Here is a 12345-nt window from a genome sequence, read left to right on the forward strand (position 1 = left end):
CGCTAGTCGCCGCGGACCCCGTAATGCGCGGCGGTGGCGTCGAGGGCCCGGGTGAGCAGGGCCACCAGCTCGTCGATTTCCTCCGGGTGGCTGACCAGCGGCGGGGCCATGATCATGGCATCGCCGGTCTGGCGCACCATGAGGCCGTGCGCGTTGGCCCAGTCGCGGCAGTAAACCGCCGCGCCCGACTCCGGCGCCAGCCGCTCCCGGGTGGTCTTGTCGCGCACCAGCTCCACGGCGGCGAACATGCCGAGCCCGCGCACCTGGCCGACGATCGGGTGGTCGGCGAGCGCCGCCAGCTGCGACTGCAGCCGCGGCGCCAGCTCCGTGGCGGCACGCTCGATGACGCCGGTCTCCCCGATGATGCCGAGCGTCGCCAGGCCCGCGGCGCAGGATGCCGGGTGCCCGGAGTAGGTAAGGCCGTGGGCGAACTCGCCGCCGCTGGCCAGGAGCACATCCGCCAGCTTGTCGCTGACCATCACGCCGCCGAGGGGCATGTAACCGTTGGTCACCGCCTTGGCGAAGGTCATGAGGTCCGGGCGGATGCCGTAGGTCTCGCTGCCGAACCAGGTGCCCGTGCGCCCGAAACCGCAGATCACCTCGTCGGCGATGAACAGGATGTCGCGCTCGTCACAGATGCGCTGGATCTCGGGCCAGTAGCTCTCCGGGGGCACGATCACCCCGCCGGCGCCCTGCACCGGCTCGGCGATGAAGGCGGCGACGTTGTCCTCGCCCAACTCGTCGATCTTCTGCTCGAGCTCGCGCGCCACCGCAACGCCGAAGTCCTCCGGGCTGTGCTCACCCCCGAGCTCAAACCAGTGCGGCTGGTTGATGTGGTGCACGTAGGACAGGCCGATGGCCTGCTCGTGCATCGCCTTCATGCCGCCGAGCGACGCCGCGGCGATGGTGCTGCCGTGGTAGGCATTGCGCCGGCTGATGATCTGCTTCTTCTGCGGCTTGCCCAGCAGGTCGTAGTAACGGTGCACCAGGCGGATATTGGTGTCATTGGCCTCGGAGCCCGAGTTGGTGAAAAACACGTGGTTGAAACGCTCCGGCGTCACCCGGACCAGCGCCGCCGCCAGCTCCACCGCGGGCTGGTTCGAGCAGCGGAAGAAGTTGTTGTAGTAGGGCAGCTCCTGCAGCTGGCGCGTCACCGCCTCGACGATCGCCGGCTGGCTGTAGCCGAGGTTGCAGCACCACAGCCCCGACATGCCGTCGAGCATGCGGTTGCCATCGGAGTCGTAGATGTAGATGTGCTCCGCCCGGCTGATGATGCGGCCGCCATCCCGGGCGTAGCCCGACAGGTCCGTGAACGGGTGCAGGTGGTGGGCCTGGTCCAGGGCCTTCAGCGTCGCCGTGTCGACGGGCTTGTTCATGACGGTTCCTCGCTGGGCGCGTTGCTTGAGTCAGCGCTCAAGTGTCGCACAGTGCATCCGCGGAGCCAGTAACACGTTGGTGTAGGTCCTGCGTCGGCGTTGGCTGCCACCCATGTCGGCCGTCCGCCGGGAGAGGCTGCCCGGGACACGCCAATTCGCCATCCATGGCGGCTCGGGCTCGGCGTCCTGCCTCGCACGGTCCCGGGCAGCCTCTCCCGCCGCACGGCCTACCGTCGGTTGCCCGATTCCGCTGCTGGAAGCCGGCCTTGCGGCCGGAGTCGCGCCGATAGCGCCCCGGTCGTCGCTCAGGGCTTGCGGAGGTAGTCGACGAGCGTGTCCCCACCGGCGTAGTCGTTGGCGCTGATCAGCGAGTCGAGGAACAGGTAGAAGAGCTCGGCCTGGGAGTTGACCTCGAGCTTGGCGTAGGCGTGCTTGCGGTGCAGCTTGACCGTCTCCACGGAAATACCGAGGCGGTCGGCGATGGTCTTGGTGCTGTGGCCGTGGAGCACGCGGTTGATCACCTGCGACTCGCGCTCCGTCAGCAGGCTCGAGCCGAACTCGGCGAGAGCGAGATTGAGGCGTTCGCGCAGGTCGCCACCGGCGGCGCGGCTCGCGTTGCCGGCCCAGTGGGAGCGGGCGAGGGCGGCGACCGTGCCGTAGACCGCTGCCAGCCGGTCGCGGTGCGCCTTGCTGAACCGGCCGCGGGCATCGGTGCGGCCGAGGGCGATGTTGACGAAGCCGCCGTCGGCGAGGGCGACGAGATAGCCGCACTCGTCCCGGTAGCCGCAGTAGCGGTACCAGCTACGGTAGTACTCGCTTTCCCGGAACCCCGTCGGCGCCAGCTCCGACAGGCGGAACAGGGCGAAGCGTCCGCCGTGGCCGGCCGTGTAGTAGGGGTCGAGCAGGAACATGCCCTGGATGAAGCGGTCGAGGGTGGAGGCGCCGGTGGTCTCCGGCACTTCGCTGTACTCGATGAGCGGCAGCCCCTGGGCCGGGTAGAGCACCACCGTGGCGTCGTCGATGGGCACGAGGCGCCGGAGCAGGGCGACGAGCGCGGCGGAAAAGCCGCTCTCGCCCACCGTGGGCAGGGTTCCGGCCAGGCCGTCGCTGAAGGCCGCGAGGATGTCTGTCTGGGTCATGGCCAGCACTTCGCAGGGTGACAGGGGGATCATAGCGCGGCGAGCCCGGTGATTCATGGCTCGTCGGTGACTTCCGGTGCGCCGTGCCAGCGGTGTATCACCTATAATGGGGCACGCTTTCTACCGGCAGCGGACAGCCCATGGCCTCATCCTGGCAAGCCTTCGACTGGCGCGATCCCCTCCATCTCGAGCGGCAGCTCACTGACGAGCAGCGCATGGTGCGCGATGCCGCGGCGCGCTACGCGCAGGAGAAGCTGCGTCCGCGCGTCCGCGACGCCTTCCGCCGCGAAGAGACGGACCCGGCGATCTTCCGCGAGCTGGGCGAGCGCGGGCTCCTCGGCGCGACGCTCTCGGGCTACGGCTGTCCCGGCGTCGACTACGTTTCCTACGGCCTGATTGCCCGCGAGGTCGAGCGCGTGGACTCGGGCTACCGCTCCATGCTCAGCGTGCAGTCCTCCCTGGTCATGTACCCGATCCACGCCTACGGCACCGAGGCGCAGCGCGAGCGCTACCTGCCCGGGCTGGCGGCCGGCGAACTCATCGGCTGCTTCGGCCTGACGGAACCGGACCACGGCTCCGACCCGGGGGGCATGCGCAGCCGGGCGCACAGCGTCGACGGCGGCTACCGCCTCTCCGGCACCAAGCTGTGGATCAGCAACAGTCCTCTCGCCGACGTGTTCGTCGTCTGGGCGAAGACCGACGACGGTGTCATCCGCGGCTTTATCCTCGACCGCGACATGTCCGGGCTCAGCGCGCCGAAGATCGAGGGCAAGCTCGCCCTGCGGGCGTCCGTGACCGGCGAGATCGTGATGGATGACGTCTTCGTACCCGAAGCGCAGCTGTTGCCGGGGGTGCAGGGCATCAAGGGGCCCTTCGGCTGCCTCAACAACGCCCGCTACGGAATCGCCTGGGGCGCCCTCGGCGCCGCGGAGGCCTGCTGGCACGCGGCCCGCGACTACACGCTGGCGCGGGAGCAGTTCGGCCGGCCGCTGGCGGGCACGCAGCTGATTCAGCGCAAGCTCGCGGACATGCAGGCGGAGATCGCCCTGGGCCTGCAGGGCTGCCTGCGCGCCGGCGAGCTGCTGGACGGCGAGGGTATCGCCCCGGAACTCATCTCGCTGCTCAAGCGCAACTCCTGCGGCAAGGCCCTGGCCGTCGCCCGCGATGCCCGCGACATGCTGGGCGCCAACGGCATCTCCGACGAATATCCGGTGATGCGTCACCTGCTGAACCTCGAGGTCGTGAACACCTACGAGGGCACGCACGACATCCACGCGCTCATCCTCGGACGGGCACAGACCGGGATCCCCGCTTTCTAGGGCCCGGAGGAGGACAGCCCGGTGAAAAAACTGCTGCTTGCCATCCTGTTGCTGCCGGCCCTGGCCGTCGCCGGGCTGCTCGCCCTCAACAATCCCGAACCGCTGCCGGCGGCGAGCGAGAGCGCCCGGCGCCTCGCCGACGGGCCCCTCCCGGTCGCCCGGCTGCCGCTGGAGCTCGCGGACCGGTCGCGGCCCACGGACGCCAACGGCGACTTCCCCGGCGCGCCGGCCCGGCAGCTGGAAGGGCACCTGTGGTACCCGACGGAGGGCGGGCCTTACCCGCTGCTGGTGTACAGCCACGGCTTTACGTCCGATCATCGCAACGGCGCCTACCTCGCCGAGCACCTCGCCAGCCACGGTTTCGTGGTCGCCGCGGTGAACCACCCGCTCACGCACTGGGGCGCCCCCGGCGGCCCGCGGGTCGCGGACGTGGTCAACCAGCCCGGGGACGTGAGTTTCCTCATCGACCGGCTCGTCGCGCGCAGTGCCGACGCCGGGGACGTGCTCGCGGCGACCATCGACGAGGAGCGCATCGGGGTCCTGGGCGTATCCCTCGGCGGGCTCACCGCGACCCTGGCGGGCTTTCATCCCACGCTCGGTGACCCGCGCATCGACGCGGTGCTGTCGATCGCCGGCCCCAGCAGTTTCTTCACAGCGCGCTTCTTCGCCGGTGACCCGACCGCGTTTCTCATGCTGGCGGGCCGGGATGACGTCCTGGTGCCCTGGGAGGCGAACGCGCAGCCTATTCCCGGCAAGGTGCCGGGGGGTGAGCTGGTCACCCTGGCGCAGGGCTCGCACACGGGCTTTGCCGGGGGGATGGCCTGGCTGCGCTGGATGAAAAACCCCGATGCGCTCGGTTGCTGGGCGGTCAAGCGCAACATCGAAGACGGCGAGGAGGCGGCCTGGGGGACGCTGCTCGGCACGGAAGCACAGGGCATCGACCTCTCCGCCAGTGTCGACCTGTGCACCGTGGATCCGCTGCCGGCGGCCATGAACGTGCTCCGCCAGCAGGCGCTGACCAAGCTGGTGGCGCGCGCCTTCTTCGAGCGCAGCCTGGCGGTGCTGCCGGCGACCCGGGCCGAAGCCGACCGCTTCCTCGGTGAAACACTGCCGGCAGAGCTGGCGGAGCTGAGCTACGCGACCACGCCCCGGGCGCCGTAGGGTCTAGCGCCTAGCGGACGATCTCCACCGGGTGCACGGCCGCCATGCGCCCCCCGGGGTTCAGGGCCTGCATCTCGGCGCCGAGCTCTGCCAGCGCACGCTGGCGATTCTCCGGCGCGGGGTGGGTACTCATGAACTCCGGCGGCCGCGAGTCGCTGAGGCTGCCCATCTTCTGCCACAGGCTCACGGCCGCGTCCGGCGCGTAGCCGGCGCGGGTCGCGAGCTCGATGCCCAGCCGGTCCGCCTCGGCCTCCGCGGTGCGGCTGTTGGGGAGCTCCAGGGCGAACTTGGCCGCCAGCGCCGCACCGGTCATGGTCAGGGCCGGGCTGTCGGAGGAGACGCCGGCGGCGATGACGCCGAGGTTGATGGCCATGGCCCGGGACATGCGCTCCGCCGTGTGGTTGGCGAGGGCGTGGGAGATCTCGTGGCCCATGATCTGCGCGAACTCGTCGTCGGTCAGCTTGAGCTGTTCGAACAGGCCCGTGTACACCGCCATGCGGCCGCCGGCCATGCACCACGCGTTCACCGTTTCCGGGTCGTCGATGATGGCGACGCTCCACTCCCAGTCCGCGCTGCGCGGATAGCGGGCGACGGCCTCCGTGACCAGCCTGCCGGTGATCGTGGCGACGCGGTCCGCCAGGCGCGGGTCGTCGACCAGCTTGTCTTCCTGGTCGAGCTGCTGGACCGTGGTCAGGTAGGCCTTGCGCGACTCGACGATGGCCGCCTCCGGGGAGATCAGCATGAGCTGGCTGCGTCCCGTGGGGCTGGTGGCACAGCCGGCGAGGAGGGCGCCCAGGAGAAGGGCGCCGAGTAGTGCTTTCATGAGTTAGCTCCGGAAAATCCCGATACGGACCTTAGACTAGCAGAGCCTGGCCGGCGTTCCCTGCGCCCGCTTTCCTTCAGCGCGCACGCCCGCGATAGGTCGAGTGGCCGGAGGCTGCCTTTCCGGCCTGGTCGCCCCCGGGAAGGGCCGCGTCTGCAGCGGCCGCGAGCGCCGCCGCGGCGTTCATCACGTGGAAGACGTTGCTCTGCTCCTGCACGCCGGAGACGGCGGCCGCGCCGGGCCCGATGGCATAGACGGCCACATCCTCGCCGCCGTGGGTCTCCGAGTCCGTGGGTACCAGCGCCTCCTGGTGGAACCCGGGCGCCTCGGTGTCGACCGCGGTAAGGTCCGCGCGGCCGGGGTTCGGGGGTTCTGCGTAGGTCGTGTCCGCATCGGTCTCATCGCCGAAGTCGCGGAAGCCGCGGCCATTGCGGTAGCCGAGGGTCGTGTAGGGCAGGCCGTCCTTCGCCAGCGCCGGCGCGTCCTGGCCGGGGAACACGACCTTGCCGAGGATGGGATTGCCGCGCCGCGGGTAGCCGCCCATGGTCATCGTGTGGCTGTGGTCGGCGGTGACGATCACCAGCGTCTCGGCCGGGTCGACCCGCGCCAGGGTGGCCGCCACCGCGCGCGACAGCTCGATGGTATCGGTGAGCGCGTTCGCGGCATTACCGGCGTGGTGCGCGTGGTCGATGCGGCCGGCCTCGACCATGAGGAAGAAACCCTCCGGGTCGCCGGCGAGGCGGTCGAGGGCCGCCACGGTCATGTCGGTCAGGGAAGGTTCCGAGGCCGGGCGGTCCGCCTCGTAGCTCATGTGCGAGTCCGTGAACAGGCCGAGGAGGGGGCCGCCCCGGGGGGCTGCCAGCAGGCTGTCCCGGTCAGCCACGTAGTGGCCGCCGGGATTCTCCCGGAGCCAGCGGGCGACGAGATCGCCATCGCCGCGCCGGCCGCTGCCGTTCGATGAGCCTTCAGGCAAGAAGTGCCGGCGGCCGCCGCCGAGCGCGACCTCGATGCCATCCACGGATGCCCCCGGGTAGCGCGCAGCCAGCAGCTCCCGGAAGGCGACGAACTGGCTGGCGATGTCCCGGCAGCCCGCGGCTCCTTCGGGCAGCTCGCTGTCGTCCTCCCAGTCACGGTCCGCGGTGTGTGCGTAGGTGGCCCCGGGCGTGGCGTGGGTCAGCCGCGCCGTGGAGACCACGCCCGTCGCCTTGCCGGCGAGCTCCGCGAGCTCGAGGGCCGTGACCACGACGTGGCCCCGGGTGCTGGCACAGTCGCCCCGGACCACGTCCTCGTCGATGCCGAAGACCCCCATGTCGGTCTTCACGCCGGTCATCATGGCGCTCATGGTGCCCGCGGAATCGGGCGTCTGCGCATCCACGTTGTAGGTCTTGGCGAGGCCGGTGAAGGGGAAACGCTCGAAGCTGAGCAGGTGCTCCTCGCCGCTCGCGCCCGCCTGCTGCCCGGCCAGGATACGGGCGGCGGTGACCGTGGACACGCCCATGCCGTCGCCGACGAACAGCACCACGTTCTTCGCCCAGCCCTGCGCGGCGCCGCGGGTGGCGACCGTTTCGACGCCGCCCCGGAACCAGGGATTCTCCTGCTGGTGCGACGGGATGGCGACAATGGCCGGCGGGGTGCCGTCCGGGCCGGTGCTGGCGCAGGCCGCCAGGATCGCGGCGGCAGTACAGGTGAAGATAGCGCGGGCGGTCATGGGGTCTCCTTGCTCCGTCGAGGGGTCAGCCGGGTTCGCTCTCGGCCCCGGCGGAAACGCGCAGCAGCCCGCGGTACACGCCGCGGGCGTTGGTTTCGCCGGTAAGCACCCGGTAGACATCGGTGGCGATGGGCATTTCCACGCCGTGGCTCTCGGCGAGGGCCATGACCGCCGGTGCGCTCTTCGCGCCCTCGGCGACCATGAACATCTCGTTCACGATCTCGTCCATGGTGCGGCCCTTTGCCAGCTCCATGCCGACGTGGCGATTGCGGCTCTGGGTGCTGGTGCAGGTGGCGATCATGTCGCCCATGCCGGCGAGGCCGGCGAAGGTCGGCGCCCGGCCGCCCATGGCGACGCCCAGGCGGGTCACCTCCGCGAGGCCGCGCGTGATCAGCGCGGCGCGCGTGTTGTCGCCGGCGCCGAGGCCGTCACCCATGCCCACGGCGATGGCGATGATGTTCTTGAGCACCCCGCCCAGCTCGCAGCCGATCACGTCCTCGTTGGTGTAGACGCGGAACAGGCCGCTCTTGAACACGTTCTGCAGCGCGCGAACGATGACCGGGTCGTCCATGGCGATGACGCTGGCCGCCGCCTGGCCGGCCATGATCTCCCGGGCCAGGTTGGGCCCGGTGAGCACGCCCGCGGGGTGCCCCGGCAGGACCTCGTTGATGATCTGCGTCATGCGCAGGTTGGTGTCCTTTTCCAGGCCCTTGGTCAGGCTGATCACGGGGACCCAGGCGCGGATGTGTTCCCGGACCGTCTCCAGCACGCTGCGGAAGTTCTGCGAGGGTACCCCCATGACGATGACATCCGCGTGACAGACGGCATCCGCGATGTCGTTGGTGGCGTGCAGGCTCGGCGGCAGCGTCGCGCCGGGCAGGTAGGTCTCGTTGGTGTGCCGCTCGTTGATCTCGTTCACCGTGTTCGGGTTGCGCGCCCAGAGCGTCACGGGGGCGTTCCTGGCGACGAGGGAGGCCACGGTGGTGCCCCAGGAGCCGCCGCCGATCACGCCGATGTTCAGTTCGTTCATGCTTGCTGTTCCCGGTTGCTGCCCGCGGCCGCGCGGCCGGGGCTGTTATTGTCAGGGTGTGTCGTTGCTGCGCAGCTTGGGCCGGGCGGCGGGTCGCGGGGCCCCGGCCTTGCGCCGCCCCGGCGCGGGCTTCTTTGCCGCTGCCACTTTCTCAGCCGCTTTTTTCGGCGCGGCCTTCCCCGCCGTGGCTTTCTTTACGGTCGCTCGCTTCGCCGGGGCTTTCTTCGCAGCGGCCTTCTTTACAGTGGCTTTCTTTGCAGTGGCTTTCTTCGCGGCGGCTTTCTTCACGGCAGCCCGCTTCGCCGGTGACTGCTTCTTCGCCGCGGCGGTCGCCTTTCTCTTCGCCGCCGGCTGGCTGAAGGGGCTCTTCCGCGGCGCCTTCTTGCGCCGCGGCCGGGACGGTGCCGGTTCTTCCGGCTGGCCGAGGGTGCGCAGGAACAGGTTGCGTACCTCGCGGACGTGCTCGTCGATCGTTTCCGCCTGCCAGTCGGCGGTGTCCACCGGGGGCAGCACCTCCACGTCGACCGTCGCCGGGCGGAACACGAAATCACCCTTGGGCGCGACGTCGCCCGCGTTGTGAATCACGATGGGGACGATGGGCACGCCGGCCTGCATGGCGAGGTGGAAGGCGCCCTTCTTGAAAGGGCCGAGCTTGGGCGAGATGGTGCGCGTGCCCTCGGGCGCGAGCACCACCGACTTGCCCTCCTGGCGCATCGCGTCCACCAGCGGGGCCATCGCCTCGATGGCGCTCGCCGCGTTCTTGCGGTCGATCATGACCACGCCACCCAGTTCGAGCACCTTGCCGATCACCGGCATGCGCTTGATTTCCTGCTTGCCGACCCCGGCGATGTCCTGGCGCAGGAGCCGGGCGACGATGACCACGTCCGCCTTGCTCTGGTGGTTGAAGATGAACACCGCCGGCCGCCTGGACCAGAGGTGCTCCTCGCCCTTCACGTCGAGGTCGAGGTTGATGAGGGCGCTGGCCGCATCGGCGAAGAGCGACAGGGAGAAGTTGAGGGCATCGCGCCGGGAGCCGGTGAGTGCGTAGATCGGCAGGCCGGCGGCAAAGCTCGGTACGAGGCTCACCGTCGCCGCAATGGAGCGGACGAACTGCGCCATGGTGGGCCGGCCGCGGCTGCCGAAGTTGGCGCTCGGCCAGTCGCGGTCGTGGGCGACGGCGCGGAGCTTGCTGCTCGGGTTCAGCGCCACCGGGTTGCCGACGCGCTCGAGAAGCTGGATGTCGTCGGTGCTGTCGGAATAGAAAAAGCTCTGGTCCAGGTCGGCGCCCACCCGCGCCGCGAGGGCCTCGGCGGCGTCGACCTTGCCCTGGCCGAAGCAGGTGGGCCGTTCCACGGCACCGGTGAACAGGCCGTCCTCCACCACCAGGCGCGTGCAGGCGATCTCCCCGATATCGAGGTCCGCCGCTGCCGGCTCCACCTGGTACGGCGTGGCCGAGGAGATGATGGCGACCGTGTGACCCCGGGCGCGGTGCGCGGCGATGAGGCGCCGCGCCTCCGGGTAGACGAGGCGCGCGATCTGCTTGCGGTAGAGCTCCTCGCCCACGGCGCGGTAGGACGCTTCGTCGATGCCGCGCAGGAGCTGCCCGGTGGCGGCCATGAGGGCGGAGAAGCCGAGGTTGCCCAGGCCGAACTGGGCCATGGCGGTGAAGACCTCCAGCACCTCGCGCGCGGACAGCTGGCCGCTCCTGATCTGTTCGCGGAGGAACACGGTAGCCGAGTAGCCGGAGATGATCGTGCCGTCGAAATCGAACAGGGCGCAGACTTCCGGACCGCGCGGGGCGGCTTCGATGGTCTCGAGCAGTTCGTCGATCGTCGCCATGGTTCCTTTCCTGTGCCTGGACGTTGTAGTCCGCCGCGCCGCTGCTGGCGCCGGCCGGCCCCGCAGTCTAGCACGCAGCCGGGGCCGCGGAGGCCGCCTCTGCTAGACTGGCGCGGCCGTCGCCGCGAAAGCGCCTGCCCATGTCCGAAGCCGCCGCGGGCCAGACCCCGCGACCGCCAGCGAGCGCCCCAGCGCGCCCCGCCCTGCGCAGTAGCCTGCTCCTCGCGGGCGTGTTCCTGCTCGCGCTGCTGCCGCGGCTGCACGGCGCGATCACCGTGGGGTGGGGCTGGGACGGGCCCGGCAGCTTCAACCTGGTGAACTTCGACGAGGGCGGCGCCTGCCGCGCGGCGCTCGGCGGCTTCGACTACCCCGCCTTTGTCGGCTGGCAGACCCTCGGCCTCGCCGCCCTGGCCGGGATCGCGCCGGCGCCCGGCACCGCGGGTGATGCGGCGCGGGCAAAGGCCTTCTGCCACGACCCCGGGCACCTGGTCGTGGCGCGCGCGTGGTCGGCGCTGCTCGGGGCGCTCACGGTGCCGGTACTCGTGTTCATCGGCTGGCAGCTGCGCCCGGAGACCCCGGGGGTCGGGCTGGGGGCCGGGGCGCTGCTGGCGCTCTCGGGTTTCCATGCCGCGGAGTCTTTTTCCGGCACGGTGGACGCCGCGTCGGTGTTCTTCATCTACCTGTTTCTCGCGGTGCTGGCTGCCGGGGCCGGGGGGCGGCGCCCCGCACTGCTCGCGAGCCCCCTGTTCCTCGCCGCCGCCGTGGCCACCAAGTACTGGCTGTTCGCCGCGCTGGCCTACGCGGGCCTGGTGGGCGGGCGCCTCCTCGCCGCCTGCCTGCGCGGCTTCACAGCGCTGCGGCTGGCGCTCACGCTGCTCGGCGCCGGCCTGGTGTTTGCGCTCGCCACTAACAGCGAGCTGCCGCGGCCGGCGGGCTACCTGTGGCTCCTGCCCTGGTACCTGCTGCCGCCCTGGCGCCGCCTGCATCCCTGGCTGCGCCTGCCCTGGACACTGCTGCCGCCGCTGGCGGTGGCGCTCACCCAGTGGGACCTGTTCGCCGCCTGGAGCACCGGGGCGCTGGAGGGGCGCTTCGGCACCGGCTACGGCGCCATCGGCTGGCACAAGCTCCTGCGCAACCCGCTCGACCTGCTGCTCGTTCTCGCCGTGGGCCTCGGCCTGCCGGCCTGCCTGTGCCTGCCGGCGGGGGTCGCCAGCCTGCGTGACGGCACGACGCGGGCCCGGGCCTGGCGGGTCGTCCTCTACCCGGTGGCGGCCTTCGCGCTGTACCTGGCGTTCCTGGCGCCGGTGACCTACTACCGGCATTTCCTGCCGCTGCTGCCCGCGGCGGCGCTGCTTGCCGCCTGCGGTCTCTGGCGCGTCGCCGCGCGCTGGCGCGGCTGGGTCATCGCCGGCTGCCTGGGCTGGACCGCGCTGCTCGGCCTGGATACGGTCGCCGACTACCACCGGGACCCGCGCATCGCCCTGCGCGGCTGGTACGCCGAGGCCCGTCCGCAACGGGTGTTCGCCTCCTTTTACGTGAACCCGCCGGGGGGAACCGCCCGCCACGCGCTGTTCCGCCCCGCCTACGCGGCCGGGGCGCCGCCGGGGCTCGGCTGGGCGGAGTACCTCGTGCTGTCGGAGAACTGGTACGACACCGCGTTTGCCAACGAACTCAACGGGCCGCTCACCGGGCGCCCCGAGCGCCTGGTGAAGACCACGCCGGCGCGGGCGCGGTTCTACCGCCGCGCCCTGGCCGGCGAGGACCCGCGGCTGCAGCCCGTGGCCCTGTTCCCGGTGCGCAACTTCATGCCGGAACTGGTGCTGCACAAGGCCTTCTACGGCACCTTCCAGCTCTTCGTCGGCGACATCGCCGTGTTCCGCATCCGCGAGCCGGGGCAATGAATGCACCGCCCCGGGGGCCCGTTGGACAGCCCGCGCCGGGCCGCCGCAT

General features: G+C 70.9%; 9 protein-coding genes. 3 read left to right on the plus strand and 6 right to left on the minus strand.

Translation table 11 applies throughout. From position 1 onward, the window contains the following. Positions 1–2: 2 nt before the first annotated feature. A complete protein-coding gene (locus tag RKE50_RS16525; protein ID WP_350038292.1) occupies positions 3–1376 on the minus strand; it encodes an aspartate aminotransferase family protein in 1374 nt (457 codons plus the stop codon). Positions 1377–1681: 305 nt separating this feature from the next. Beyond that, positions 1682–2515 carry a LuxR C-terminal-related transcriptional regulator gene (locus tag RKE50_RS16530; protein ID WP_350038294.1) on the minus strand — a complete coding sequence of 278 codons (834 nt, stop codon included), beginning with the start codon at positions 2513–2515 and terminating at the stop codon, positions 1682–1684. 140 nt (positions 2516–2655) lie between these two features. On the opposite strand from RKE50_RS16530, the gene RKE50_RS16535 reads away from it, so the two are divergent. After that, on the plus strand, positions 2656–3834 hold the full coding sequence (locus RKE50_RS16535) for an acyl-CoA dehydrogenase (RefSeq protein WP_350038296.1): 1179 nt from the start codon (positions 2656–2658) through the stop codon (positions 3832–3834). Between the two features lie 21 nt (positions 3835–3855). Continuing rightward, complete coding sequence (locus RKE50_RS16540) at positions 3856–4995, plus strand: alpha/beta hydrolase family protein (protein WP_350038298.1); 1140 nt, start codon at positions 3856–3858, stop codon at positions 4993–4995. A 10-nt stretch (positions 4996–5005) separates the two neighbouring features. Here the strand turns inward: RKE50_RS16540 and RKE50_RS16545 are convergent, their stop codons facing one another. The 4 genes from RKE50_RS16545 to RKE50_RS16560 form a co-directional block, all read right to left on the minus strand. Further along, entirely contained in the window at positions 5006–5818 is an 813-nt protein-coding gene (locus RKE50_RS16545) for a M48 family metallopeptidase (RefSeq protein WP_350038300.1), read from the minus strand. Between the two features lie 76 nt (positions 5819–5894). Then, complete coding sequence (locus tag RKE50_RS16550; protein ID WP_350038302.1) at positions 5895–7526, minus strand: alkaline phosphatase; 1632 nt, start codon at positions 7524–7526, stop codon at positions 5895–5897. A 25-nt stretch (positions 7527–7551) separates the two neighbouring features. Continuing rightward, positions 7552–8556: an NAD(P)H-dependent glycerol-3-phosphate dehydrogenase gene (locus tag RKE50_RS16555; RefSeq protein WP_350038304.1), complete on the minus strand. Its 1005-nt coding sequence runs from the start codon at positions 8554–8556 to the stop codon at positions 7552–7554. Between the two features lie 51 nt (positions 8557–8607). Next, positions 8608–10395 (minus strand): HAD-IB family hydrolase, encoded by a 1788-nt coding sequence (locus RKE50_RS16560; protein WP_350038306.1) that lies wholly within the window; start codon positions 10393–10395, stop codon positions 8608–8610. A 140-nt stretch (positions 10396–10535) separates the two neighbouring features. On the opposite strand from RKE50_RS16560, the gene RKE50_RS16565 reads away from it, so the two are divergent. After that, positions 10536–12296 carry a hypothetical protein gene (locus tag RKE50_RS16565; RefSeq protein WP_350038309.1) on the plus strand — a complete coding sequence of 587 codons (1761 nt, stop codon included), beginning with the start codon at positions 10536–10538 and terminating at the stop codon, positions 12294–12296. Positions 12297–12345 lie beyond the last annotated feature (49 nt).

This window comes from Pseudohaliea sp., from assembly GCF_040217025.1.
Classification (GTDB): domain Bacteria; phylum Pseudomonadota; class Gammaproteobacteria; order Pseudomonadales; family Halieaceae; genus Pseudohaliea.

Excerpts from the sequence above, each read along its gene's own strand:
- RKE50_RS16560 (WP_350038306.1), bottom strand. The coding sequence starts at position 10,395 with ATGGCGACGATCGACGAACTGCTCGAGACCATCGAAGCCGCCCCGCGC.
- RKE50_RS16535 (WP_350038296.1), top strand. The coding sequence starts at position 2,656 with ATGGCCTCATCCTGGCAAGCCTTCGACTGGCGCGATCCCCTCCATCTC.
- RKE50_RS16550 (WP_350038302.1), bottom strand. The coding sequence starts at position 7,526 with ATGACCGCCCGCGCTATCTTCACCTGTACTGCCGCCGCGATCCTGGCG.
- RKE50_RS16555 (WP_350038304.1), bottom strand. The coding sequence starts at position 8,556 with ATGAACGAACTGAACATCGGCGTGATCGGCGGCGGCTCCTGGGGCACC.
- RKE50_RS16530 (WP_350038294.1), bottom strand. The coding sequence starts at position 2,515 with ATGACCCAGACAGACATCCTCGCGGCCTTCAGCGACGGCCTGGCCGGA.
- RKE50_RS16545 (WP_350038300.1), bottom strand. The coding sequence starts at position 5,818 with ATGAAAGCACTACTCGGCGCCCTTCTCCTGGGCGCCCTCCTCGCCGGC.
- RKE50_RS16565 (WP_350038309.1), top strand. The coding sequence starts at position 10,536 with ATGTCCGAAGCCGCCGCGGGCCAGACCCCGCGACCGCCAGCGAGCGCC.
- RKE50_RS16525 (WP_350038292.1), bottom strand. The coding sequence starts at position 1,376 with ATGAACAAGCCCGTCGACACGGCGACGCTGAAGGCCCTGGACCAGGCC.